This is a genomic window from Lentzea miocenica (assembly GCF_033949945.1).
GTDB lineage: Bacteria > Actinomycetota > Actinomycetes > Mycobacteriales > Pseudonocardiaceae > Lentzea > Lentzea miocenica.
This window is the reverse complement of record NZ_JAXAVW010000003.1, coordinates 200,417-224,890: the sequence shown is the minus strand read 5'-3', so window position 1 is coordinate 224,890 and position 24,474 is coordinate 200,417. Positions and strand designations below refer to the sequence as shown.

General features: G+C 67.8%; 24 protein-coding genes. 10 read left to right on the top strand and 14 right to left on the bottom strand.

The genetic code is table 11. The features are described 5' to 3' along the window. Positions 1 to 11: 11 nt before the first annotated feature. Complete coding sequence (locus SK803_RS05215) at positions 12 to 479, bottom strand: Rv2732c family membrane protein (protein WP_319964597.1); 468 nt, start codon at positions 477 to 479, stop codon at positions 12 to 14. Then, a complete protein-coding gene (miaB, locus tag SK803_RS05210) occupies positions 476 to 1,960 on the bottom strand; it encodes a tRNA (N6-isopentenyl adenosine(37)-C2)-methylthiotransferase MiaB (protein WP_319964596.1) in 1,485 nt (494 codons plus the stop codon). The genes SK803_RS05215 and miaB overlap by 4 nt, the downstream gene beginning before the upstream one ends. A gap of 155 nt (positions 1,961 to 2,115) precedes the next feature. Between miaB and SK803_RS05205 the strand changes: the two genes are divergently transcribed. Beyond that, positions 2,116 to 3,006 (top strand): TAXI family TRAP transporter solute-binding subunit, encoded by an 891-nt coding sequence (locus SK803_RS05205; protein ID WP_319964595.1) that lies wholly within the window; start codon positions 2,116 to 2,118, stop codon positions 3,004 to 3,006. Here the strand turns inward: SK803_RS05205 and SK803_RS05200 are convergent. Together SK803_RS05200 and SK803_RS05195 are read right to left on the bottom strand one after the other, a co-directional pair. Next, positions 3,003 to 4,388, bottom strand: a complete 1,386-nt coding sequence (locus SK803_RS05200) for a sensor histidine kinase (protein WP_319964594.1) — start codon at positions 4,386 to 4,388, stop codon at positions 3,003 to 3,005. The genes SK803_RS05205 and SK803_RS05200 overlap by 4 nt on opposite strands. A 69-nt stretch (positions 4,389 to 4,457) precedes the next feature. Further along, complete coding sequence (locus tag SK803_RS05195; protein ID WP_319964593.1) at positions 4,458 to 5,132, bottom strand: response regulator transcription factor; 675 nt, start codon at positions 5,130 to 5,132, stop codon at positions 4,458 to 4,460. Positions 5,133 to 5,292: 160 nt separating this feature from the next. Here SK803_RS05195 and SK803_RS05190 point away from each other — a divergent pair, with 160 nt between their 5' ends. The 4 genes from SK803_RS05190 (at position 5,293) to SK803_RS05175 (ending at position 8,532) form a co-directional block, all read left to right on the top strand. Beyond that, positions 5,293 to 6,021, top strand: a complete 729-nt coding sequence (locus SK803_RS05190; protein ID WP_319964722.1) for an amino acid ABC transporter ATP-binding protein — start codon at positions 5,293 to 5,295, stop codon at positions 6,019 to 6,021. Positions 6,022 to 6,060: 39 nt separating this feature from the next. Next, complete coding sequence (locus SK803_RS05185; RefSeq protein WP_319964592.1) at positions 6,061 to 6,951, top strand: glutamate ABC transporter substrate-binding protein; 891 nt, start codon at positions 6,061 to 6,063, stop codon at positions 6,949 to 6,951. A 79-nt stretch (positions 6,952 to 7,030) separates the two neighbouring features. After that, positions 7,031 to 7,678, top strand: coding sequence for an amino acid ABC transporter permease (locus SK803_RS05180; protein ID WP_319964591.1), 648 nt, complete (start codon positions 7,031 to 7,033; stop codon positions 7,676 to 7,678). Further along, the gene (locus SK803_RS05175) at positions 7,675 to 8,532 is read left to right on the top strand and encodes an amino acid ABC transporter permease (RefSeq protein ID WP_319964590.1); all 858 of its coding nucleotides are present in this window, start codon (positions 7,675 to 7,677) and stop codon (positions 8,530 to 8,532) included. The genes SK803_RS05180 and SK803_RS05175 overlap by 4 nt, the downstream gene beginning before the upstream one ends. Positions 8,533 to 8,580: 48 nt before the next feature. Here SK803_RS05175 and SK803_RS05170 read toward each other — a convergent pair whose 3' ends face one another. Genes SK803_RS05170 through SK803_RS05160 form a run of 3 tightly spaced genes read right to left on the bottom strand, consistent with a single transcriptional unit; the run spans position 8,581 to position 9,703 of the window. Continuing rightward, positions 8,581 to 9,057, bottom strand: coding sequence for a hypothetical protein (locus SK803_RS05170; RefSeq protein ID WP_319964589.1), 477 nt, complete (start codon positions 9,055 to 9,057; stop codon positions 8,581 to 8,583). Beyond that, positions 9,042 to 9,407 carry a hypothetical protein gene (locus SK803_RS05165; protein ID WP_319964588.1) on the bottom strand — a complete coding sequence of 122 codons (366 nt, stop codon included), beginning with the start codon at positions 9,405 to 9,407 and terminating at the stop codon, positions 9,042 to 9,044. The genes SK803_RS05170 and SK803_RS05165 overlap by 16 nt, the downstream gene beginning before the upstream one ends. Before the next feature lie 20 nt (positions 9,408 to 9,427). Continuing rightward, positions 9,428 to 9,703, bottom strand: a complete 276-nt coding sequence (locus tag SK803_RS05160; RefSeq protein ID WP_319964587.1) for a hypothetical protein — start codon at positions 9,701 to 9,703, stop codon at positions 9,428 to 9,430. A 135-nt stretch (positions 9,704 to 9,838) separates the two neighbouring features. Here SK803_RS05160 and SK803_RS05155 point away from each other — a divergent pair, with 135 nt between their 5' ends. After that, entirely contained in the window at positions 9,839 to 10,486 is a 648-nt protein-coding gene (locus SK803_RS05155; protein WP_319964586.1) for a response regulator transcription factor, read from the top strand. Here SK803_RS05155 and SK803_RS05150 read toward each other — a convergent pair. The 4 genes from SK803_RS05150 to SK803_RS05135 all read right to left on the bottom strand — a co-directional run bounded on the left by SK803_RS05150 (position 10,473) and on the right by SK803_RS05135 (position 14,252). Continuing rightward, a complete protein-coding gene (locus SK803_RS05150) occupies positions 10,473 to 11,222 on the bottom strand; it encodes a succinate dehydrogenase/fumarate reductase iron-sulfur subunit (RefSeq protein WP_319964585.1) in 750 nt (249 codons plus the stop codon). The genes SK803_RS05155 and SK803_RS05150 overlap by 14 nt on opposite strands. Further along, positions 11,219 to 13,087, bottom strand: a complete 1,869-nt coding sequence (locus SK803_RS05145) for a fumarate reductase/succinate dehydrogenase flavoprotein subunit (RefSeq protein ID WP_319964584.1) — start codon at positions 13,085 to 13,087, stop codon at positions 11,219 to 11,221. The genes SK803_RS05150 and SK803_RS05145 overlap by 4 nt, the downstream gene beginning before the upstream one ends. A gap of 9 nt (positions 13,088 to 13,096) precedes the next feature. Further along, positions 13,097 to 13,861, bottom strand: coding sequence for a hypothetical protein (locus SK803_RS05140; RefSeq protein WP_319964583.1), 765 nt, complete (start codon positions 13,859 to 13,861; stop codon positions 13,097 to 13,099). A 100-nt stretch (positions 13,862 to 13,961) separates the two neighbouring features. Continuing rightward, entirely contained in the window at positions 13,962 to 14,252 is a 291-nt protein-coding gene (locus SK803_RS05135; RefSeq protein ID WP_086666490.1) for a hypothetical protein, read from the bottom strand. Positions 14,253 to 14,479: 227 nt separating this feature from the next. Between SK803_RS05135 and edd the strand changes: the two genes are divergently transcribed. The 4 genes from edd (at position 14,480) to SK803_RS05115 (ending at position 20,683) form a co-directional block, all read left to right on the top strand. Next, on the top strand, positions 14,480 to 16,336 hold the full coding sequence (gene edd, locus SK803_RS05130) for a phosphogluconate dehydratase (RefSeq protein ID WP_319964582.1): 1,857 nt from the start codon (positions 14,480 to 14,482) through the stop codon (positions 16,334 to 16,336). A gap of 270 nt (positions 16,337 to 16,606) precedes the next feature. Then, positions 16,607 to 17,254 carry a bifunctional 4-hydroxy-2-oxoglutarate aldolase/2-dehydro-3-deoxy-phosphogluconate aldolase gene (eda, locus tag SK803_RS05125; RefSeq protein ID WP_319964581.1) on the top strand — a complete coding sequence of 216 codons (648 nt, stop codon included), beginning with the start codon at positions 16,607 to 16,609 and terminating at the stop codon, positions 17,252 to 17,254. 229 nt (positions 17,255 to 17,483) lie between these two features. After that, positions 17,484 to 19,448, top strand: a complete 1,965-nt coding sequence (locus SK803_RS05120; protein WP_319964580.1) for a PEP/pyruvate-binding domain-containing protein — start codon at positions 17,484 to 17,486, stop codon at positions 19,446 to 19,448. Next, positions 19,448 to 20,683, top strand: a complete 1,236-nt coding sequence (locus SK803_RS05115) for an MFS transporter (RefSeq protein ID WP_319964579.1) — start codon at positions 19,448 to 19,450, stop codon at positions 20,681 to 20,683. The genes SK803_RS05120 and SK803_RS05115 overlap by 1 nt, the downstream gene beginning before the upstream one ends. On the opposite strand, the gene SK803_RS05110 is transcribed toward SK803_RS05115, so the two are convergent. The 3 genes from SK803_RS05110 to SK803_RS05100 all read right to left on the bottom strand — a co-directional run bounded on the left by SK803_RS05110 (position 20,643) and on the right by SK803_RS05100 (position 24,397). Next, positions 20,643 to 23,183, bottom strand: a complete 2,541-nt coding sequence (locus tag SK803_RS05110; RefSeq protein ID WP_319964578.1) for a LuxR C-terminal-related transcriptional regulator — start codon at positions 23,181 to 23,183, stop codon at positions 20,643 to 20,645. The two genes, SK803_RS05115 and SK803_RS05110, sit on opposite strands and share 41 nt — an antisense overlap. Before the next feature lie 247 nt (positions 23,184 to 23,430). After that, positions 23,431 to 23,865 (bottom strand): zf-HC2 domain-containing protein, encoded by a 435-nt coding sequence (locus SK803_RS05105; RefSeq protein ID WP_319964721.1) that lies wholly within the window; start codon positions 23,863 to 23,865, stop codon positions 23,431 to 23,433. A gap of 4 nt (positions 23,866 to 23,869) precedes the next feature. Next, the gene (locus tag SK803_RS05100; RefSeq protein ID WP_319964577.1) at positions 23,870 to 24,397 is read right to left on the bottom strand and encodes a sigma-70 family RNA polymerase sigma factor; all 528 of its coding nucleotides are present in this window, start codon (positions 24,395 to 24,397) and stop codon (positions 23,870 to 23,872) included. Between the last annotated feature and the right edge of the window lie 77 nt (positions 24,398 to 24,474).

Sequence of the window (24,474 nt, the reverse complement as noted above, 5' to 3'; positions counted from 1 at the left end):
CGTACTACGGGTCAGAGCTGCGGCGGGCGGGAAGCCGCGATCCTGACCCACTTCACCAGCAGGACGACCACCGCGATCACCGCGATGATCAGGCCGATGCCGGGACCGGGGCCGATCGTCTTGTTGCTCGTGGTCGTCTGCTGCGTCCAGATCGACAGCACGCCCGTCACCGAGCCCGCGAACAGGCCCAGCGCACACACCCACGCGAGACCCCAGCGGCGCACCGCGAGCGTGACGCCGGAACCGAGCACGCCGACGCCGAGCGCGATGAACGAGAACAGCCGAGGGACGAAGCTCGTCGAGTCGCCCAGCAGGACGTTCAGGCCCGTCTTGTCCCCCACCCACGGCAGGATCAGCGACACCAGCAACGCCAGCACGGCGATGGAGATCGTCAACGCTCCGGTACCGGGGTCGATGCGCTTGGCCGCCTGCTGTTCCACGGCGTCGATCTCCTTGCGCAGGAAGTCCTCATCGCTCACTGGGCGGCGCACCCGGACACGGCGGCGGGCAGCGGGGCGGGAGCGCCGAAGGCCGGCAGGCCCAGGCCGACACCGGCGGTCTTGGGCTTGATGCCCGCCTCCGACCTGTCACCAGCCTTGGTGCGGCGCCACGTCAGCGGTTCGCCGTCCGCGACGAGGTAATGCGGGGCCGCGTAGGTCACGACGGTCTCGACGACGTCACCGGGACGAGGAACCGTGGCGCCGGGCGTGAAGTGCACGAGGCGCCCGTCGCGGGAACGGCCGCTCATGCGGTGCGTCTCGGCGTCGCGCTTGCCCTCACCGGTGGCGACGAGGACCTCGACGGTGCGGCCGACCTGCTCGATGTTCAACGAGTGGGTCATCTCGTTCTGCAGCGTCACGAGCCGGTCGAAGCGCTCCTGCACGACGGCCTTGGGCAGCTGGTCCGGCAGGTCCGCGGCGGGCGTGCCGGGGCGCTTGGAGTACTGGAACGTGAAAGCGGAGGAGAACCTGGCCTGGCGCACCACGTCCAGCGTGCCCTGGAAGTCCTCCTCGGTCTCGCCGGGGAAGCCCACGATGATGTCGGTGGTGATCGCGGCGTCCGGCATGGCGGCGCGGACCTTGTCGATGATGCCGAGGTACTTCTCGGTGCGGTACGAGCGGCGCATCGCCTTGAGCAGGCGGTCCGAACCGGACTGCAGCGGCATGTGCAGGCTGTGGCACACGTTCGGCGTCTCGGCCATGGCGGCGATGACGTCGTCGGTGAAGTCCTTGGGGTGCGGCGAGGTGAAGCGCACGCGCTCGAGGCCGTCGATGCCGCCGCAGGCCCGCAGCAGCTTGCCGAACGCGAACCTGTCGCCGAACTCGACGCCGTAGGAGTTGACGTTCTGGCCCAGCAGCGTCACCTCCAGCACGCCCTCGTCCACGAGCGTCTGGACCTCGGCGAGCACGTCGCCGGGACGGCGGTCCTTCTCCTTGCCGCGCAACGACGGCACGATGCAGAACGTGCAGGTGTTGTTGCAGCCCACCGAGATCGACACCCAGCCCGAGTAGGCGGAGTCGCGCGCGGCCGGCAGCGACGACGGGAACGTCTCCAGCGCCTCGAGGATCTCGACCTGCGCCTCCTCGTTGTGGCGCGCGCGTTCGAGCAGCACCGGCAGCGAACCGATGTTGTGCGTGCCGAACACGACGTCGACCCACGGGGCGCGGCGGACGATCTCGCTGCGGTCCTTCTGGGCGAGGCAGCCGCCGACGGCGATCTGCATGCCGGGCCTCTCCGCCTTCTGCGGGGCGAGGTGGCCGAGCGTGCCGTAGAGCTTGTTGTCGGCGTTCTCGCGGACCGCGCAGGTGTTGAAGACGACGACGTCGGCCTGCTCGTCCTCGGTGGCCCGCTCGTAGCCCGCGCCTTCCAGCAGACCGGCGAGCCGCTCGGAGTCGTGCACGTTCATCTGACACCCGAACGTGCGGATCTGGAAGCTTTTGCGAACCTGCGCGGTACTCACGCCCAACACGATAAACCCTGGTCAGTGGCCCAATGTGCGCGGACTGCGGAAACCCGGGCTCATCCGCACGTTGACCAGGCAGGACCTTCGTCGGGTGCAAGCGCGGACCACCCCCGTGGCACGATGCGATGGTGCTGGGACGAGTACATGCCGCCGTGAGCCTGCTGACCGCCGCAACGGTCCTGACGGGCTGTAGCAGCACGGTGTCCGACATCAAGATAACGATGGCCACGGGCAGCGAGGTCGGCGTCTACTACTCGCTCGGCAACGGCCTGGCGGACATCTGGAGCGGGCGGCTCGGCATCGTGCGGCCCCAGGTCGTCCGCACGGACGGGTCCAAGGACAACGTCACCCGGCTCGTCAACGACCAGGCCCAGGTCGGCTTCTCGCAGGCGGACGCGGTCGAAGGCGTCGAGGGTGCCTCCCGGTTGCGTGCGCTGGCGCGCATGCACGACGACTACCTGCAGGTGATCGTTCGCGCCGATCTGCCGGCGACGAAGCTGCGCGAGCTGACGGGACTGCGCGTGTCGATCGGCGCGACCGGGTCGGGCGTGGAGATCATCGCGAGCCGGCTGCTGCGGTCCGAGAACGTCACGCCGCAGGCCGTGAACCTCGGTCTCGACGACTCCGCCCAGGCGATGCAGGAGGGCAGGATCGACGCGTTCTTCTGGTCGGGCGGCCTGCCGACGAGCAAGATCACCGACCTCACCAAGGGCCTCGGCGTGCGGATGCTCGACCTGAAGGACGAGCTGCCGAAGTTCCGCCAGCAGTACCCGGTGTACGGCTCGGCGACGCTGCCCGCCTCCATCTACAACCTGCAGTCCGGCCCGGTCATCACCCTCGTCGTGCGCAACTTCCTGCTCGTCCGCGAGGAGATGCCCGACGACGTGGCCGAGGCGCTCGTGCGGCAGCTGTTCGAGGGGCAGCCCGATCTCGTGAAGGCGCACTCGGCGGCACGCACGATCGAACAGCGGTCGGCGATCGAGACGTCACCGGTACCGCTGCACCCCGGCGCGATGCGCTACTACCGCGAAGCCAAGGTCTAGGCGGCGGGCAGCTCGATCACGACCTTCAACCCACCGTCCTCCGGCGACTCCAGCCGGACGTTGCCGTCGACGCGCTCGACGACCAGCCGCACGATCGAGAGCCCGAGCCCTGACCCCGGCACGTTCTGGTGAGCCGGACTCCGCCAGAACCGGTCCGTCGCGCGTTCGAGCTCGTCGGGCTGCAGACCGGGCCCGTGGTCGGCGACGGAGAGGCGGATGACGCCGTCGGACTTGCGGGCGTCGACGACGATCAGCGTGCCCTCCGCGGTGAACTTCAGGGCGTTGTCGAGCAGCGCGTCCAGGATCGTCTCGACTCCGCGGGGCGGGACGAGGGCCATGCCGACCCGTTCCCCGTCGAGCACGAGGTGCACCTCCTTCGCCGCCGCGGCAGCCGACCACGCCGACAACCGCGCCGCCACGGACTTGTCGACGTCGACCGGAACCGGGTCCACGGAACTGGACTCGGCCCTGGCCATGGCGAGCAGCTCGTCGAGGATCCGGTTCAGCCGGTCGGTCTCGCTCAGCGCCTCGACCTGGTGCACCTCGGCCTCGGCGTCGACGTGGCCCTCCAGGTTGGACAGACGGAGTTTCAGGGCGGTCAACGGATTGCGCAGCTGGTGTGAGGCGTCGGCGACGAAGGCCCGTTGCGCGGCAAGCACATCGCTCACGTTCGCGGCCATCTGGTCGAACGACCGGGACAGCTGCCGCAGTTCCGGCGGCCCGCTCTCCGCGCCCACCGGCGGCACCGGCCGGCCCGACACCACGGCCGCGAGGAGCTTCCCCGTCGCGTCGTCCAGCGCCTGCACCGGCCGCAGCGTCCAGCGCACCACCGGCAGCGCCAGCAGCACCGCCAAGGCCAGCACCAGCAGCGATGCCGCGAGCAGCAGACCCCACCAGGCCAGCACCTCGAAGCGGGTCTTGGACGTCGGCGAGAACGTGATCACCGCGCCACGCACCTCGCCGTCGACCAGGACCGGTTCGGCGAGCACCACCACCGCGTCACTCCACGGCATGAACAACGGCGGCGCGACCGGCAGCCGTCCGGCCAAGGCCTTGCTCACCAGGTCCTGCACACCGGCGTCACCGAGCGCGAGGTCGTTGCGCGACGCCACCATCGCGACGGTCGGCGCGTCGCGGGCCACCACCGCCACGCCGATGTCGTAGAGCTCGTCGTAGCGCTCCAGCTCGGGCCGCAGCAGGTCCGGCTTGTCGTCGATCAACGGCCGCTGCGCCAGCGAGGCGAACCGGCTGGTGTCGGTGAGCCGGTCGAGGAACATCTCCTGCTGCTCGGCGGCCGCCACGCCACGGCCCAGCGGCACGCCCAGACCGACGAGCACCAGCACGATCAGGGCGAGCACCACGCCCAGCAGTCGGGACCTCACGAACCGTCACCCCACCCGGCCGCGACACGCCGAAGGAAGATCACCCAACGGAAGATCACCCAATTGAGATCACACCTGCCCCAGCCGGTATCCGACGCCGCGCACGGTCTCCAGCAGCGCGGGCCGGCCCAGCTTGGTGCGCAACGTCGCGACGTGCACGTCGAGTGTCCTGTTGGCACCCGACCAGGTCCGTCCCCACACCTCGGCCAGGATGCGCTCCCGCGTGCACACCGCGCCACCCGCCGCCATCACCAGCGCGAGCACCTGGAACTCCTTGCGGGACAGCGCGACCGACTCCCCCGCGACGGTGACCTCGTGCCGCCCCAGGTCGACCCGCACGTCGCCGGTCTCGAAGACCTCCGTCGACACCGCGCCCACCCCGACCGGGTCGGCGCCGCGGCGACGGCGGACGGCGTGCACGCGGGCGACGAGTTCGCCCACGTCGTAGGGCTTCACGAGGTAGTCGTCGGCCCCGGCGTGCAGGCCGAGGATCCGGTCGTCGATCTCCCCCCGCGCCGACACGACGATGATCGCGACGTCCGAGGCGGCACGGATGGCACGGCACAGCGTCACGCCGTCCATGTCGGGCAGGCCGAGGTCGAGCAGCACCACGTCGACGCCGGCGAGGCGGTCGAGCGTGCCGCGGCCCGTCGCCTGCCGGTCGACGTGGAAACCACGTCTGGTCAGGGCTGGGACCAAGGCCTCGGCGACCCTGTCGTCGTCCTCGACGAGCAGCACGCGCACTTTCGCTACCTCCCGGGCAACCGATGTCTGCCTGTGACAGAGTTGAGACCCTAAGTCTTGCTCAATGTCCTGGACTGGTGTGGTGGCGGACACCTAGGTTTCCGCCAACGCCGACGACCCCCAAATGGAGGACTGGATGACTGCCGCCTCTGCCCCGCCGATGATTCGTGTGGCGGGTGTGGACAAGTTCTTCGGCCCGTTGCACGTGCTCAAGAACGTGCAGCTGGAAGTGCCGAAGGGGCAGGTCGTGGTCGTGCTGGGGCCGTCGGGTTCCGGTAAGTCGACGCTGTGCCGGACCATCAACCGCCTCGAGCCGATTGATTCCGGTGTCATCGAGGTCGACGGGCAGCCACTTCCCGCCGAAGGAAAGGAACTGGCCCGCCTGCGCGCCGATGTCGGCATGGTGTTCCAGTCCTTCAACCTTTTCGCGCACAAAACCATCGTCGAGAACGTGATGCTCGCTCCGACGAAGGTGCGCAAGACCCCCGCGGCCGACGCCCGCAAGACCGCGATGGAACTGCTGGAGCGCGTCGGGATCGCCAACCAGGCGGAGAAGTTCCCGGCACAACTGTCCGGTGGGCAGCAGCAGCGTGCGGCGATCGCCCGCGCGCTCGCGATGAAGCCCAAGGTGATGCTGTTCGACGAGCCCACGTCCGCGCTCGACCCGGAGATGGTCCAGGAGGTCCTGGACGTCATGACGGGCCTCGCGAAGGACGGCATGACAATGCTGGTCGTCACGCACGAGATGGGCTTCGCCCGCAAGGCCGCGGACCGGGTGATCTTCATGTCCGACGGCGAGGTCGTCGAGGATTCCACCCCGGAAGAGTTCTTCTCGGCCCCGAAGTCCAACCGCGCGAAGGACTTCCTTGGCAAGATCCTGACTCACTAGTAGTCAGCCCACTTTCGAACGAATGGCAGGAGAAGGACGATGAGGGTTCGCACCCTTGCGGCGGTGCTGCTTACGGGCGCACTGGCCCTGACCGCGTGTGGCAAGGAGGGCTCCCCGACCGACCAGGCGGCGCCCGCCGGCCTCTTCGAGGTCGCCAAGGACGTCAAGGTCGACGGCTCGCCCACGTTCGAGAAGGCCAAGGCGCGCGGCAACCTCGTCGTCGGCGTCAAGGAAGACCAGCCGGGTCTCGGCTACAAGGACCCGACGACGAACAAGTACAGCGGCTTCGACATCGACATCGCGCGGCTGGTCTCCGCGAAGCTGGGTCTCGACCCCGAGAAGATCCAGTTCAAGACGGTCCAGTCCGCCGCCCGCGAGCAGGCGCTGATCAACGGTGACGTCGACTACTACGTCGGCACCTACACGATCAACGCCGGCCGCAAGGAGAAGGTCGGCTTCGCCGGGCCGTACTTCGTCGCCGGTCAGGACCTGCTGATCAAGGCCGACAACACCACGATCACCGGCAAGGACACCCTCAAGGGCAAGAAGGTGTGCTCGGTGACCGGCTCCACGCCGGCCAAGCGCATCAAGGACGAGGGCCTGACCGAGGCCGCGAACGTCATCGAGTTCCAGGGCTACTCGCAGTGCGTCACCAAGCTCCTCGAGGGTGAGGTCGACGCGGTCACCACGGACGACGCGATCCTCAAGGGCTACGCGGCCGCCGAGGAGGGCAAGCTGAAGGTCGTCGGCAAGACGTTCTCCCAGGAGCCGTACGGCATCGGCCTGCCCAAGGAGGACAAGGCCCTGCGCGACAAGGTGAACGACATCCTGCAGGCCTCGCTCGACGACGGCTCGTGGCAGAAGGTCTACGACGGCACCCTGGGCAAGTCGGGTTCGTCCGCGGAGAAGCCGAAGATCGACCGGTACTGACCGGCCGGGCACGTGGCCGGTGGATCCCACGTGGGTCCACCGGCCGTTCCTTTGATGGCGGACGACGGCAAGGAAACCGATGAGCGTCCTCACCAACAACCTACCGCTCTTCCTGGACCTGTTCTGGAAGACACTCCAACTCTTCGCGGTCTCCGCGGTGTTGTCGCTGCTGCTGGGCACGATCCTCGCCGCGCTGCGGGTCAGCCCGGTGCCGGTGTTCCGGGGCATCGGCACGACCTACGTGACGGTGCTGCGCAACACGCCGTTGACGCTGGTGTTCGTGTTCTTCGTCTTCGCGTATCCGCTGCTGGACATCCTGAAGATCGACAACTACACCGCGGCCGTCGTGGCACTGTCGCTCTACACGGCGGCTTTCGTGTGCGAGGTCGTGCGGTCGGGCATCAACACCGTGCCGGTCGGCCAGGCGGAGGCGTCCCGCGCGCTCGGTCTCACGTTCACGCAGATGCTCGGCAACGTGGTGCTGCCACAGGCGCTGCGCTCGGTGGTACCGCCGATGACGAGCACCATGATCGCGTTGCTGAAGAACACCACGGTGGCGTCCGGGTTCGCCGTCGCCCAGGCGGGCAACATCCGCGACTCGCTGGCGGAACAGGGTGAGAACGTCATGTTCGGCCTGCTGTGGGTGGCGCTCGGGTTCGTCATCCTGGTCATGCCGCTGACGTACGTCCAGCAGGCTTTCGAGAAGCGGTGGAGCGTGTCCCGATGAGCATGGTGCTGTTCGACGTCCCGGGCCCGAAGGCCCGCGTCCGACACAAGATCATGGCCGTCATCGGCATCGCGGCGGCGCTCGCGGCCGTCGCGTACGTGGCCATGCGGTTCGTCGCCACCAACCAGTTCTCCGCGCGCAGGCTCGACTGGATCAACTACAAGCAGATCCAGCTCTCGCTCGTCGAGGCCATCGGCAACACGCTCAGCGCGTTCGCCGTCGGCGCGGTGCTGGCGCTCGCGTTCGGTGCGATCTTCGCCGCGGCACGGCTCTCCGACCACGGCTGGGTGCGCGCTCCCGCGGCGGTGATCGTCGAGGTCTTCCGCGCGATCCCGCTCGTGATCATGATGTTCTTCTTCTACTACGGCCTTCCCGTGGCCGGGGTGAAGCTGACCGCGTTCACGGCGGTCGTGATCAGCCTGATGCTCTACAACGGCTCGGTGCTCGCGGAGATCTTCCGCGCGGGCATCAACTCGCTGCCGAAGGGCCAGAGCGAGGCCGCGTACGCGCTGGGCATGCGCAAGACGCAGGTGATGACGTTCGTGCTGCTGCCGCAGGCGTTGCGGGCGATGCTGCCGACCATCATCAGCCAGCTCGTGGTGCTGCTGAAGGACACCGCGCTCGGCTTCCTCATCACCTTCGAGGAGCTGCTGCGGTGGGGTACCCGCATCGGTGGTGACGCGGTGAACTTCGGCCGTCCGATGATCTCGGTGATGATCCTGGTCGCCCTGATCTACATCGGACTGTGCCTGCTGCTCTCGTGGCTCGCGACGTACCTCGAGAAGCGCAACCGCCGCAACAAGAAGGTCATCCACGTGGATGCCGACGACATTCCCGAGATGGCGCCGGTCTGACTCGCGGCAACCGAACGGGGCGTGTCCACGTCGGACACGCCCCGTTCGCTATTTCCAGACCAGGGATTCGCAGTTGTTCGCCACGTAGTCCGCGGCCAGTGAGCCGTCGCCCGCCTTGGCCTTCGCGGCCGTCTCGCGAGCGTAGCGCTGCCCGTCCGGGTCCTCCGGCGAGAACCTCGGCAGCACCTCGTCCATCACCTTCAGCGCGGCCGTCGCGGCACTCTGGTCGCCGCGCTTGCGGGCGTCCTCCCAGCCGAGGTACCAGGCGCACGAGTTGGTGATCTCCAGGACGATCCGCTCGCTGCCGGCCGGTGCCTCGTCCGGTCCCGGCCCGGATCTCTCCGCGAGCACGGTGAGGTCCGGCGTGCGCCCCTCCGGCCAGGTGAACGCGGAGGAGTTGTCCCGCATGGCTTTCGTGTACTGCTGCTGGTCGACGAACGACGCCGGTGCCGTGGCCGGTTGACGGGTGGCGCAACCGGCCACCAGCGCCACCGCGGCGAGCGCTGCGATCAGTTGCCGCTCCACCACAGCGTTCCTCCGACGGTGCCCGAGGTGTACGGGCTGTTCGACGCGAGGCAGAACTTGGTGCCCGCCTTGAAGTTCGTGCCGACGTGCTTGCGGGTCTCCTCCATCCGCACGAACGCTCCGCGCGTGTTGCGGTCGCCGCACTTGTACCAGGCGAGCTGCATGACGCCGCCCAGCGCGACCTGGGCGTCGATGTTCGACCCCGCGACGGTGATCGTGCGCGCGGTGGTGAACCACGTGATCTGGTTGTGCTTGAACGGCACCGTGATCGTGGTCGACGCCGCGTGGGCGGGCGTCGCCGACAGCATCGCGAAGCCCACGGCGAGCAGGCCGGCGAGAGCGCGTTTCATCGAGAGTCCCCTTCGGAAGGTCAGACGTTCCAGTCGACGACACCGCACCAGTCCTGACCCGCCCTGCCCACCACGTCGAGGCAGAACGTGGTGCCGGCGCGGAAGTTCGACCCGAGGCGGCGGCGCGAGCGATCCCCCGCCGGGAACAGCACGGGACTGCCGGCCACCCGGCGGTCGCCGTCGCGGTACCAGCGGATCTCCAGGTCGACGGGACTGGACGTGACCCGCAGGTAGACGTCCGAGCCGTCGACGGTGATCGTCCGGGTGGTCAGCAGATCGGCCGATGCGGTGCGCATGGCGCGGAACGTATCGACGTGAGCGGAACCGGGTCGTCTCACGAAGAGTGGATCTCTCGTCAACTTTCGCGGTACGCTCTGAGTTGGGGGATCTACCGCGGTGACGTCACATGAGTGAGGGGCATTGTGACGCGCGTGCTCGTTGTCGACGACCAGCCGTTGTTCAGAGCCGGCCTGGTCGCGTTGCTGAACGCTTCACCTGATCTGACCGTCGTCGGCGAGGCCGCGGACGGCGACACCGCCGTGCGCCTGGCCGAGTCGGCGGAGCCCGACGTGATCCTGCTGGACATCCGCCTGCCGGGGCTCACGGCGCTCAAACGCGTCGCGACGTCCGCGCGGGTGCTGGTGCTGACGACCTTCGACCTGGACGAGTACGTCCACGAGGCGTTGCGCCTGGGTGCCGCCGGGTTCGTGCTGAAGGAGTCCGAACCGGCCCGGCTGATCGCCGCCATCACGGCTGTCGCGTCCGGGGAGATGCAGTTCAGCCCCACGGTGATGCGCAGGCTCGTAGCGGCGTATCTGAGGGGCGATTCGGCGGTCTCGCCGTGGAGTTCGGTGGGGCTGGACGAGCTGACGGACCGCGAACGCGAGGTGCTGCGGCTGGTCGGCACGGGTCTGACGAACACGGCCATCGCGACCAGGCTGACCGTCACCGAGGGCACGGTGAAGACGCACCTCAACCGCGTGATGACGAAGCTGCGGCTGACCAGCCGGGCTCAGGCCGTCGTGATGGCCTACGAGTCCGGGCTGGTCATACCGCAGACCGTCGCTAAGACCGCCTGAACAGCTTGTTGCCGAGCCAGACGATCGGGTCGTACTTGCGGTCGGCCACGCGCTCCTTCATCGGGATGAGCGCGTTGTCGGTGATGTGGATGTGCTCGGGGCACACCTCGCTGCAGCACTTGGTGATGTTGCAGAGGCCGAGGCCGTGCTGCTCCTGCGCCTGGTCGACGCGGTCCGCCGTGTCGAGCGGGTGCATCTCGAGTTCCGCGACCCGCATGAGGAACCTGGGGCCCGAGAACGCCTCCTTGTTCTCCTCGTGGTCACGCACCACGTGGCAGGTGTTCTGGCACAGGAAGCACTCGATGCACTTGCGGAACTCCTGCGAGCGCTCGACGTCGACCTGCTGCATCCGGTACTCGCCCGGCGCCAGATCCTTCGGCGGCGCGAACGACGGCACCTCGCGCGCCTTGGTGTAGTTGAAGGACACGTCGGTCACCAGGTCGCGGATGATCGGGAACGTCCGCATCGGCGTGACCGTGATCGTCTCCGACTCCTCGAAGATCGACATCCGGGTCATGCACAGCAGCCGCGGGCGTCCGTTGATCTCCGCGGAGCACGAGCCGCACTTGCCCGCCTTGCAGTTCCACCGCACAGCGAGGTCCGGCGTCTGCGTGGCCTGCAGCCGGTGGATGATGTCGAGCACGACCTCACCCTCGTTGACCTCGACGGTGAAGTCCTCCAGCGCGCCGCCGGAGTCGTCACCGCGCCACACCCGGAACTTACCCTGGTAGCTCATGACAACTCCTCGGCGGTGAGGTACTTCTCCAGCTCGCTGCGGTCGAACAGGTCCAGCAGGTCGTTGCGGATCGGGATCTGCGGTTTCTCCTCGACGGAGACCGTCTCACCGGAGACGTTGCACACCAGCAGCTTCCGTCGCCATTCGGCGTCCATCCCGGGATGGTCGTCACGGGTGTGCCCGCCGCGCGACTCCGTGCGCAGCAGCGCCGCTTTCGCCACGCATTCCGACACCAGCAACATGTTGCGCAGGTCGAGTGCGAGATGCCAGCCGGGATTGAACTGCTGGTGCCCCTCGACCGTCAGCGACTGGGCGCGCTCCTTGAGCTTCTCCAGGCGCTGCAACGCTTCCTCCATCTCACCCGCGCGCCGGATGATGCCGACGAGGTCGTTCATCGACTGCTGCAGCTCCATGTGCAGCGTGTACGGGTTCTCGCCGCCCTCGCGCTGGAACGGGTTGAGCGCGGTCGCCCGTGCCTCGGTGATGGTCTCCTCCGGGCACACCGGCCGTTCGCCCATCGCCCGCACGTACTCCGAGGCGCCCGCGCCCGCACGCCGGCCGAACACCAGCAGGTCCGACAGCGAGTTGCCGCCGAGCCGGTTCGAGCCGTGCATGCCGCCGGAGACCTCGCCGGCGGCGTAAAGCCCCGGCACTGAAGAGGATCCGGTGTCCGGGTCGACCTCGACGCCGCCCATCACGTAGTGACAGGTCGGGCCGACCTCCATCGGCTGCGCGGTGATGTCCACGTCGGCCAGTTCCTTGAACTGGTGGTGCATCGACGGCAGCCGGCGGCGGATCTCCTCCGCGGGCAGACGCGTGGACACGTCGAGGAACACGCCGCCGTGCGGTGATCCGCGCCCGGCCTTGACCTCGGAGTTGATCGCGCGGGCGACCTCGTCGCGTGGCAGCAGTTCCGGTGGGCGCCGGTTGTTCGCCTGGTCGGTGTACCAGCGGTCGGCTTCTTCTTCGTTGTCGGCGTACTTGTCCTTGAAGACCTCGGGGATGTAGTCGAACATGAACCGCTTGCCGTCGGAGTTGCGCAGCACGCCACCGTCACCGCGCACGGACTCGGTGACGAGGATGCCCTTGACGGACGGCGGCCAGACCATCCCGGTGGGGTGGAACTGGATGAACTCCATGTTGATCAGCGAGGCGCCCGCGCGCAGGGCCAGCGCGTGGCCGTCGCCGGTGTACTCCCACGAGTTCGAGGTGACCTTGAACGACTTGCCGATGCCGCCGGTCGCGAGGATCACCGCGGGTGCCTCGAACAGCACGAACCGGCCGGACTCGCGCCAGTAGCCGAACACGCCGGAGATCCGGTCGCCGTCCTTGACGATGTCGGTGACGGTGAACTCCTGGAACACCCGCAGGCGTTCCTCGTAGTCGCCGAACTCCTTGTGGTCCTCCTGTTGCAGCGACACGATCTTCTGCTGCAACGTGCGGATCAGTTCGAGTCCGGTGCGGTCACCGACGTGCGCGAGACGCGGGTACTCGTGGCCGCCGAAGTTGCGCTGCGAGATCCGGCCGTCCTTGGTGCGGTCGAACAACGCGCCGTACGTCTCGAGTTCCCAGACCCGTTGCGGCGCTTCCTGGGCGTGCAGCTCGGCCATCCGCCAGTTGTTGAGGAACTTGCCGCCGCGCATGGTGTCGCGGAAGTGCACCTGCCAGTTGTCGTTCTCGTTGGCGTTGCCCATCGCGGCGGCGATACCGCCCTCGGCCATCACCGTGTGAGCCTTGCCGAACAACGACTTGCAGAGAACGGCGGTGCGCATGCCGTGCTCACGGGCCTCGATCGCGGCTCGTAGTCCGGCACCACCGGCGCCGATCACGAGAACGTCGAACGAGTGCCTTTCCAGCTCGGGCAAAACCACTCCTTAGTTGATGAAGCGGAGGTCGGAGATCGTTCCCGAGGCGACCAGCGCGACGTACAGGTCCGTGAGGCAGACGAAGATCAGCGACGCCCAAGCGAGCTGCATGTGCTTGTTGTTGAGCTTCGAGATCTGCGTCCACATCCAGTAGCGGACCGGGTGTTTGGAGAAGTGCTTGAGCCGCCCGCCCGCGATGTGGCGGCACGAGTGGCACGACAGCGTGTACGCGCCCAGCAGGGCGACGTTGGCCAGCAGGATGATGTTGCCCAGGCCGACGCCGGTGCCGAACGCGAGGACCGCGTCGTAGATGTTGATCAGCAGCAGGAGCGAGGCCGCGTAGAAGAAGTAGCGGTGCAGGTTCTGCGCGATCAGCGGGAACTTCGTCTCACCGGTGTACTTGCTGTGCGGCTCGGCCACGGCGCACGCGGGCGGTGACGCCCAGGCGGCCCGGTAGTAGGCCTTGCGGTAGTAGTAGCAGGTGATCCGGAAGCCCAGCAGGAACGGGATGATGATCACCGGCGGGGTGAGGAAGCCGGGCAGCGCCGGGAACCACTGACCGAAGTGCGCGGCCGCGGGGACGCACTCCTCCGTGAGGCACGGCGAGTACATCGGTGTGAGGTAGTGGTACTGGTCGACCCAGTAGAAGTCCCCCTGGAACGTGCGGAACGCCGCGTAGATCGAGATGAGCAGCAGGCCGACGAATGTCGTCAGCGGCGGCAACCACCATCGGTCCGTGCGCAGAGTCCTGGCGGCGATCTCTGCCCTCGCCATTGCTCACCTTTCTGGGGGTCCACGTCGTTGTGGAGGAACGCACCCAAAAGAAAATGGGTACGGCCCCCGCGTCAGGCGGGGGCCGTGTGATCAGCTCGGCTCAGGTCCGGTTGCGGTAGCCACCGAGTCCTTCGTCGTCTGCGTCCTTCCAGAGCGACTCGTCGTAGGGCGTGTCTGGCACGACCACGACCTCGCGTTCCACTTGAGGCGCTTCGCGCTGCCTCGGGGTGCTGAGGTCGACGAGTTCGGTGGCGTCGATGTCCATGCGTTCCACGTCGTTGGCGAGTCGCTGCACGGCCGCCACGTCGCCATACCTGCCGCGCAGCGCGCTGACGGCATGCCGCATCTGACCGATGACCCGGCGCAGTTCGACGATCTCCGTAGAAGTCATGGGACACCTCCGTTCCAAGGTCGTGCCCCGCACTCTGCCCAATCTCAAGCCATGTGACAAGCACCACACGCCAAGATTCAAAACTGGATCCCTCCCAGCTACTGAATCGTTTTTGTGTCTACGACCAGCCATGACTTACTGTGTGTGGCGTCACGCCCGTCCGTGGGACGCCACCGTTGTCGTCTCGTAAGGGCCCCACCACGGCCCGTGATGACCCGGAGACCCCCATGACCGAACTGCATCCTGTTCTGACAGAGGTGACACGCCGAATCGCCGCCAGAAGCGCGGACACCCGGCGCATCTACCTCGAACGTGTGGCAGCGGCCGCGCAGGACGGCACGTCCCGGTCCGGCTTCGCCTGCAGCAACCTGGCGCACGGCTTCGCCGGAATCACCGGCGGCGACAAGGCGGCGCTGCGGGCGCTGCGCAGGTCCAACGTCGCGATCGTGTCCTCCTACAACGACATGCTGTCCGCCCACCAGCCGTTCCAGGAGTACCCGGCCTGGATCAAGGACGCGGTCCGCGCCGTGGGCGGCGTGTCCCAGTTCGCCGGCGGCGTGCCCGCGATGTGCGACGGCATCACCCAGGGCCGTGACGGCATGGAGCTGTCGCTGTTCAGCCGCGACGTCATCGCCATGTCCACCGGCGTGGCCCTGTCGCACGAGATGTTCGACGCCGCCGTGCTGCTGGGCGTCTGCGACAAGATCGTGCCCGGCCTGCTGATCGGCGCGCTGTCGTTCGGCCACCTGCCGTCGATCCTGGTGCCCGCGGGCCCGATGGCGTCCGGCCTGTCAAACAAGGAGAAGGCCCGCGTCCGCCAGCTCTACGCGGAGGGCAAGGCCTCGCGCGAGGACCTGCTGGAGGCAGAGGCCGCCTCGTACCACTCCCCCGGCACCTGCACGTTCTACGGCACCGCGAACTCGAACCAGATGGTCGTCGAGGTCATGGGCCTGCACCTGCCGGGTGCCTCGTTCGTGCCGCCGGGCACGGGCCTGCGCCGAGCCCTGACCGAGCACGCCGGCCGTCGCGCCGTCGAGATGGCCAAGGGCGAGGGCTACACGCCGATCGCGCACATCGTCGACGAGAAGGCCGTGGTCAACGGCGTTGTGGCGTTGCTGGCCACCGGTGGCTCCACCAACCACACGATGCACCTGGTCGCCATCGCCGCCGCCGCGGGCATCGAGCTGAGCTGGGACGACCTCAACGACCTGTCGGCTGTCGTGCCGCTGATCGCGCGGGTCTACCCGAACGGCAGCGCCGACATCAACCACTTCCAGGCCGCGGGCGGCGTCCAGTTCGTCGTCGGCACCCTGCTGGACGCCGGCCTGCTGCACGGCGACGTCAACACCGTCGTCGGACACGGCCTCGACCGCTACCGCCAGGAGCCGATGCTGCTCGACGGCGAACTGGTGTGGGTCGACGGCCCCGGCCGCTCACTGGACCTCGAGGTCCTGCGCCCGGCCTCCGACCCGTTCGCCTCCGACGGCGGCCTGCGCATGCTCTCCGGCAACCTCGGCCGCTCGGTCATCAAGGTCTCCGCGGTCGCGTCGGAGAACCACGTCGTCGAGGCGCCCGCCCGCGTGTTCACCACGCAGGAGGCCTTCCAGGCGGCGTTCAAGGCGGGCGAACTCGACCGCGACGTGGTCGTCGTCGTCCGCCAGCAGGGTCCCCAGGCCAACGGCATGCCCGAACTGCACAAGCTGACGCCGCCGCTGGGCGTGCTCATGGACCGCGGCTACAAGGTGGCCCTGGTGACCGACGGCCGCATGTCCGGCGCGTCGGGCAAGATCCCGGCGGCCATCCAGCTGACCCCGGAGGCCGCTGTCGGCGGCCCGCTCGGCCGGGTCCGCGACGGCGACGTCGTGCGGCTGGACGCCACCGCCGGAACGCTGGAGGTCCGCGTGCCCGCCGAGGAGCTGGCGTCCCGGCCCCTCGTGGACTTCCCGCCGACCGGCCGCGAATGGGTCGGCACCGGCCGCGAGCTGTTCGCCGCCCTGCGCCGTACCGTCGGACCTGCCGACCGCGGCGCGACGGTGTTCGGCCCCATCACCGCCGACCACTTCGCCCCGGTCACGCACCACTGACCCAGCCCGGCACCACCAATATATTGCCCCCGACACCACCGCTGACCTGCCCCTTAGCAATGAGACTTTGGACTTCGTCCGCAAAGGACTCGTTGCAAAGGGGCGGTGACGCCCGACCCGGCCCACCCGCGGACCCGCCTCGGCGCCTCACCTCGCCCACCTTTGCAATGAGTCTTTTGCGGACGTCCGCAAACGTTTTTTGCATCCGGGCGGGGTGCGCGAGGGGTGTGGCAGCATGCGATATATCGGTTTTCGATCAAGGAGTGACTCGTGACCAGCGGTGACAATCCTCGGGCGACCACCGGAGCCGACCTGCTCGCGCTCTCGCCCGTCATCCCCGTCGTCGTGGTCGACGACGCCGACCACGCGGTGCCGCTCGCCCAGGCGCTGCTGCGCGGCGGCGTCCGCGTCATCGAGCTCACGCTGCGCACGCCGGCGGCGCTCGCCGCGATCGAGAACGTCGCGCGCGAGGTGCCGGAGATCGTCATCGGCGCGGGCACCGTCACGGCGCCGGAGCACGCCGAGCAGGCCGCCAAGGCGGGGGCGGCGTTCCTCGTCACGCCCGGCACCACCGACCGCGTGCTCGACGCCGCCGACGCGACCGGGCTGCCGTACCTGCCGGGTGCCGCCACGGTGTCCGAGGTGATGCGGCTGGCCGAGCGCGGGCTCAGCGCGCTGAAGTTCTTCCCGGCCGAGGCGGCCGGCGGGGTCGACTACCTGAAGTCGATCGGCGGCCCGATCCCGCACGTGAGGTTCTGCCCGACCGGTGGCATCACGCCGCAGACCGCGCCGAACTACCTCGCGCTGCCGAACGTCGGCTGCGTCGGCGGCTCGTGGCTCGCCCCGAAGGACGCCCTCGCCAACGGCGACTGGGACCGCGTCGAGACCCTCGCCCGCGAGGCCAGCCGGCTCGGCTGACACAAGCTGGGGTAACCCAGGTCACGAACCGGAAAATCGGCTCACATCACGAGACCGGCGTCCCACCTCGTTGGATTCTTCACCCAGCAGGCGGTGACGCCGGTCTCGTGTTGACCAAAGGTTGAGGAACGAAGAAGCGAACCAAAGCCTATTGAGATTTCTTCCGGAATAACGCTCAGCACCGCGGTGTCACACTTGCTCGTTGCAATGGCGCACGAGAGGAGCAGGTGTGACTGTCCAGGAAGCCGACGTCGCGGGGTTGGTCGGAGAACAGCTGACCATGTCGGCATTCAACCAGCTGTCCGGCAGTCTGGGTGGTTATTCCTTCGTCAAGGTGGTCGTCGATCGGCAGAACGAGACGATCCACTTCCTGAACAACGCGCGCCACGAGTTCCACGCGCTCTACATCGGCCAGGAGATCCTCGGCATCGGCGGCGAGGAGATGCGCGCACGGATCGACGAGTTCAACCAGAGCTTCTACCACGCCCCTGACCGGCGGTTCTTCCTCGGCATCCTGTCGCTGCACAAGCGCGAGGACAAGCGCATGTTCTCGCTGGAGACCGTCGAGGTCGACACCATGTCGGCCGACATGATCGAGTTCTTCTACGCGGAGGTGCGCCGGAACGTCGACGCCGCGACCCCGTTGTTCTTCAAACCCGCCAACCACCTCCAGGAACAGGCGGTGGCGGAACTTCCCGTGGAAAGACTGCCCCGGATCCTGGCGCACGAATTGTTCTCGACGGCGGAGTTCGTCGCGTTGAATCCCGGCACGACGAAAGGCCGGTTGCGCGCATTCCGCAGTGAGCAGGAGTACCGCGAGAACTCGCTGGAGTGGTACGACATCGTCGTGATGCACCGCGTTCCCGACGACATTCCGCGGTTGGCCGGCATCATCAACGCGAGCCACACCACTCCCCTGTCGCACACGAACGTCCTCGCGACCGGCTGGTCCATCCCGAACGCCATCCAGCGCGGCGCGTTCGACCTGATCGATCGGGAGAACCTCGACGGCCAGTGGGTCGAGTACGAGGTGTCGCCGCGCGGCGCCGAGGTCGGGCTGCGGCTGATCGACGAACCACAGGACCTCGGGCAGCGCCCCGCCTGGTACGCACAGCGCGTCACGCTGGAAGAGCCCGAACACACCTACAACGCGATCCTCAACCTCGGCAGGATCCGCTACAACGACAGCCACCGCTACGGCACCAAGGCCGCGAACCTCGGCGAGCTGCACCACGTGCTCGCGACCGAGACGCCGCGCCGCCTGCTCGGCTTCTTCTCGGTGCCGCGCCCGCCGCGCGACAACCTCATGCCGTATCTGGGAAAGCTGCTCGGCCATGAGGGTGACGACCTGCTCGCCGCCGCCCAGCAGCTGCTCGCGGAACGGGTCCGGGTGCCGCGCGGCATCGCGTTGCCGTTCTCGATGCACCAGGGCTTCCTGGAGTCGTCACCGAAGATCCAGCAGGCCATCGGCAAGCTGAAGATGGCGCTGGAGCTCAACGCCCGCGAGATCGAGCCGTTGTGCGTGGAGCTGCAGCAGCTCATCCGCAAGACCCGCGTGCCGGACTACCTGCTGTCCGAACTGGATTCCGCGCTCGTCGAGAACCTCGCGGGCGTGCGGACCTTCGTGGTGCGCAGCTCGTCGAACGCCGAGGACCTGGCCGGGTTCTCCGCCGCGGGCATCTACGAGTCGTACAACCACGTCACCAGCGCCGAGAGGATCGTGGAGTCGGTCAAGGAGGTGTGGGCCTCGCTCGTCTCCGCCCGCAGCGTGCGATTGCGGCAGCAGGCCGGCATCTCACTCGACGACTGCTTCATGGGTGTGGTGATCCAGGAGCAGGTCAAGGCGGACTTCGGTGGCGTCATGGTCACCACGAACCCCATGAACCGCAACGACTTCCGCAACGTCTACATCAACGTGTCGCCGAACGTCACCGACGTCGTCGAAGGCTCGAAGCAGCCGATGCAGTACCTCTACTCCACTGTGGAGGGTGGCGGCCGCACGGTCTCGCTCGGTGACGCCGAGGAGGATCTGGGCGTCGACGGGCACGCGCAACTGCAGCGGCTCGCCATCGTCGGCCGGTTGCTCCAGTCGCACTTCTCGCCGGACTACACGTTCGACTCGCCGGTCGACATCGAGTGGCTCGCCACCGACGAGGTCCTGTACGTCCTGCAGCTGCGGCCGTACTCGATCTGATGCTGGGACTTCGCGTACCGGCGACTCCGGATGTGGCGCGGGCCGTCCGCCTGACCTACGGCTTCCAGTTCTTCTTCGGGCTGCTGCTGTGGATCCCGATCTTCTACGAGTACCAGAAGCAGCTCGGGCTGAGCGACGCCGAGATCTTCGGCATCCAGTCGATCTACTACATCGCGTTCTGCCTGATGGAGATCCCGACCGGGATGGTCGCGGACCGCTTCGACTACCGCACGTCGTTGTGGCTCGGTGCGAGCGTGCTGGTCTTCGCGAACTTGGTGCCGGTGTTCGCCGGCAACTACACCGGGTTCCTGATCCACTTCCTGCTGATCGCGCTGGCCAGGTCGTTGATCTCGGGCGCGCAGAGCGCCTACCTGTACGAGTACCTCAACGCGCACAACGCCGGGCACCTCTACCTCAAGGTCGAGGGCGTCGGGCGGTCGTACAGCCTGGTCGGCAAGATCGTGTACTGGCCGGTGATCGGCTTGCTGATGCAGTGGAACATGCCGTCGCCGTACTGGCTCACCGCGATCAACGCCGCGATCGCCGTTGTCCTGGCTCTCAGGCTCCCGCCGATTCCGGGGTGGGAACGACCGGAGGGCAAGACGTCCAAGCTGCTCGCGGGTGTCGGTGGCGCGTTCGGCTCACTCAGAACCTCGCGCTGGCTGCTCCTGCTGATGGTCCAGGGCATCGCGATGTTCACGCTGGTGCGGATCCTGCAGGTGAACCTGTTCCAGCCGGTGCTCGAGTCGAAGAACGTCTCGGTCAACTGGTACGGCTCGGTCCTCGCCGCGATGACGATCTTCGAGGCCGTCGCCGCGGCACGACCGCACTGGTTGTCGAAGAAGATCGGGCCGGCGAAGTCGGTGTTCCTGCTGACCGTCGTGATGGCGTTGGCGATCGGCTTCATCGTGCCGTCCGGTGGCATCGTGACGATCGTGTTGCTGTGCCTGTTCTCCGTCACGGCGGGCATGAGCTTCCCCATCCAGAAGAAGCTGCTCAACGACGCGATCCCGGACTCCCGTTACCGCGCGACGCTTCTCTCGATGGAGTCCATCATGGACCGTGCCGTGTGCGCGGTCGTCGCGGTCGCGCTCGGCGCCTACCTCGCGGGCGGGCGGCTCAACGAGTTCCTGGTGCTGTCGTCCGTCGTCACCGTGATCCTGATGGCGTTGCTGGCGGGCCTGTTGATCGTCGTCAGGACCACAAGGCGGCGACGAGCTCAGCTCGTCCCGTGATGCCGAGCTTGCGGTAGGCGCTCGACAGGTGCAGCTCCACCGTGCGGCGGGTCAGGTGCAGGGTCTCGGCGATCTGCCGGTTCGTCAGACCCTGCGCCGCCATCCGCGCGACCCTGTTCTCCTGCTTGGTCAGGCCCTGCACCTGGTCGTCCCCGTCACGGACCTCGTCGCCGGCGAGCTTGGCCAGCGGGTGCGCGCTGAGGCGGCGGGCCAGTTCGTACGCCTGGCGCAGGTGCGGGGCGGCCGCCTCCATGCGGCCCTTGCGGCGCAGGTGGTGGCCGAGCCAGTACGTCGACTGGGCGTGCAGCAGGCGGTGCGGTGACGAGGCGAGAACCTGTTCCGCTTCAACGAGGACATCGACGTCGTCGGTGCTGATGCCCACGCTCATCAACGCGGTTCCCACGACACGGGTGGAACCCCACCTCTTGGCCAGGTCGAGTTCCTCGTGCGCGAGCCGGGCCGCGTCATCTCGGTTGCCCAACGCCAGATACGCGCGCACCGCGTGGTGCCGCCACGCGACCAAGGCTGGGTTGGGCATCTCGCGTGCGGCGAGCCGCCGGCCTGCTTCGAGCAGGTCCTCGAGCGCGCCCTCCGCGTGACACGACGCGAGCTTGAGCCGGCCGCGGGCGTAGACGAGGTTGATGTGCTGCAACAGATCGCCGTCTTCGGCGACCAGCGGGGCGGCCTCGTCGAACTGCCCCATCTCGACGCACACCTCTGCCAGTTTCGCGGTGGCCAGCAGGACCGCGGGGCAGTCGAGGTTGCCGGTCGAGACCGGTGGCGTCAGGAACGTGTAGGCGCGCGCGAGGTCACCGCTGTTGTGGAAGGCGGTGGCGCGGGCGATCATGCTGAGCATGCCGCGGCGCAGGTGCGGGTCGTACGAGACCGGCGCGGTGCTGTGCGAGAGCCAGAACTTGTTGGTGTGCTCGGGATCGTCGCCGAGCACCGGCACCAGGAACGTGAACAGGTAGGGCTCGCCGAAGACGTCGACCCACTCGCCGTCGAGCGCCTCCAGCGTGTGCCGGACGGCTTCGGCTGACGAGTCGCCGCTGCGGGCGTTGCCGACCGCGAGCAACGCCGACCGCGCGCGCTTGAGGCTCGGGTCCCGCGGAACGTCGCCGACGAGGTCGTCGAAGTACTTGCCCGCGCAGTTCGCCATCCGCGCGTCGCGGTTGGCAGCGAGCAGGTAGGTGGTGCAGACGAGGTTCCAGACCAGGTCACGGTCCTCCGGCAGCAGCCGGGCGATGACCATGATCGCCAGCGAGACCGCGAAGTGGGCGTCCGAGCCCGTGCACATGCGCTGGATCAACGACAGCGCGACGTTCGCGGCGAGGCGCGGGTCCTCGCACTGGACCAGCGCGTCGCGGACGCGGTCACGGCCGAGTGCGTTGTCCTTCAGGTGTTCCGCGTGACCCAGTTCGACCTCGATCGACAGCCGGTCCTCGTCGGACAGGTGCTCGTCGAGCGCCCGTTCCAGGTGCTCGACGCCGCCGACCTCCCGCAACAGGTCGACAGACCACGGCAAGCGGACCGATCTGGCTTTCAGCACGTGCTCGGCGACGCGTTCGTCGGGGGCGTCCGACTCGAACAGCAGCCAGGCGGCGCGGGCGTGCGCGGCGGACCGGACCGCGACCGGCATGTCGGCGAGGATGCTGTTGCGCACGAACGGATGCCGGAACGTCAGCGGGTCGGTGTCGGCGAGCACGCCGAGACGGACGAGCGTGTCGACGGCGGGCAACGCGTCGAAGCCGGTGAGCGCGGACAGCAGTTCGAGGCCGGCGTCACCGTCCAGCACGGCGGCGGACCGGGCGACCTCGGCGGCGCCGGTGTACTCGCGCAACCGCATGCCGATCATCTCGCCGACCGCGGCCGAGCCCTCGCCTTCCTCGCGCAGCAAGGCTTGCAGCAGGTAGGGGTTGCCGCCGGTGAGCTCGTGGCAGCGCTTCGCGTCCCGGTCGGGGAAGTTCTCGACGAGGCGTTCAACGGCCGTGACGTCGAGACCGTCGAGATCGATGCGGTGCGGGTGGCCGCCGGCGATCTCGGGCAGCGTCACCTCGTCCGTGGACAGGTAGCCCTGCGACGCGCCGAACGCGATGACGACCGGCATGTGCTGCAACCGTGGACGCAGGTAGGCGAGCGCGCGCTTGGAGAAGGTGTCGGCGACGTGCACGTCGTCGATGACCATCAGGATCGGCGCCTTGCGGGCGGAGTTCGCGGCGCGCGTGTAGAGCTCTTCGAGGTCGTGTTCGTTCGCGAGGCACGGCGCGAGCTGGCGGACCACCGCGCCTGGCAGGTGGCTCTCCAGCCGTGCGCTCTTGGCCAGGCGGACCGTGAAGCCGCGCTCACGGGCCTCGGCGGTGAAGGCCTCGAGCAGCGCCGACTTGCCGATGCCGAAGCCTCCGGTGACGACCACGCACGAGCCCGATCCGAGCACCGCGTCGTCGAGCAAACGTCCGAGAGCCGCGAGTTCCGCGTCCCGGCCGAGCAGTGGAGATGTCACCTCTGTCTACCCCTTGACTTCGGTACCGAGAGGACCGCAGGTCGAAGGTTTCGGTGTTCCTTCGGTGAGGACCGTAGAGACCTGCGCTTCGTCGTCGGGCAAACTTACCCACAGGTAACGGTTAACGGAACTGTGAGCTGTGCGGGAGCGAGCGATGATCTGGGCCAGGCTGGTGAGCGGATGGCTCCGCCTCGCCTGCGCGCTCGCGGACACGCTAACTGGCACGATCACCGCCACAGTCAGCGGGTCAGATCTGCCAGAACAGCGGAAACGGCTCGCCGCGAGCGGGCTCCGCACGCGTGAGGTTGCCGATCTCGACCGGGTCGTCGAGGTCGGAGGACCACGACTCGGCGACCGACAGCACCGCGGCCACGGCCACCACCACGCCCGCCGCCACCACCAGGATGCTGCGGGTGAGGCGACAGGGCGGATGCCCCACGGGCCGGCTGACGGCCTGACGCAGCACCGGCGCGAACATGCCGAAGTCGGCCGCGTCGCGCTGGCAGCTCTCGCACCCGGCTAGGTGCCGGGAGAAGATCACGTGCTGCGCGGGGTCGAGGACTCCGAGCACATACGCCGCGACATCACCGCACGGCCCTTCCGGGCTCGTGCGGTTTTCGTCGTCTGCCGCATCTCCGTCTACTGGGTCTACGTCCTCGTGATGTGGTTGACGAGTCACCATCACGCTAGCTCCTGTCCTGCAGCGCCCGGCGGATCGTGTGCATCGCCTTGTACAGCCGGGACTTGACGGTTCCTTCCGGGACTCCCAGAACGATCGCGGCCTCCTTCACTGTTCGTCCCAAGACATACGTTTCGTAGATAGCTGAACGGTGTTCATCACTCAATTGGCGTACTACGTCGGTAATGACCATCACCGAAAGTGTCTGTTCGGTGTCGTCCGGAGATTCAGCGATGTCCGGGCGAAGCAATTCCACTTCTTGCGGACGCGCCTGACGACTGCGCCATCCGTCGATCACAATGCGACGAGCCACAGTACAAAGCCAACCGCGCAACATCCCCGGTTCACGAACGAGATGTTCGGAGTTCTGCCAAGCCCTGATCAACGTCTCCTGAACAACGTCTTCCGTCCACTGACGGTCGTAGTTGGTCAGGCACAGGACCTGCGAGAACAACATCCGCTGGAACTGCCCGTAGAGCAGCGTGAGCAATTCCTCGTCCTGATGGGCTTGTGCGACCTTGCCCTGATCAGCCATGAAGCTTGCGACCTCCCCAGATATCGGCGACGTGTTCGCTTCGGGCGGCGGACCTAGCGACTCGGTGGCCGAGTGTG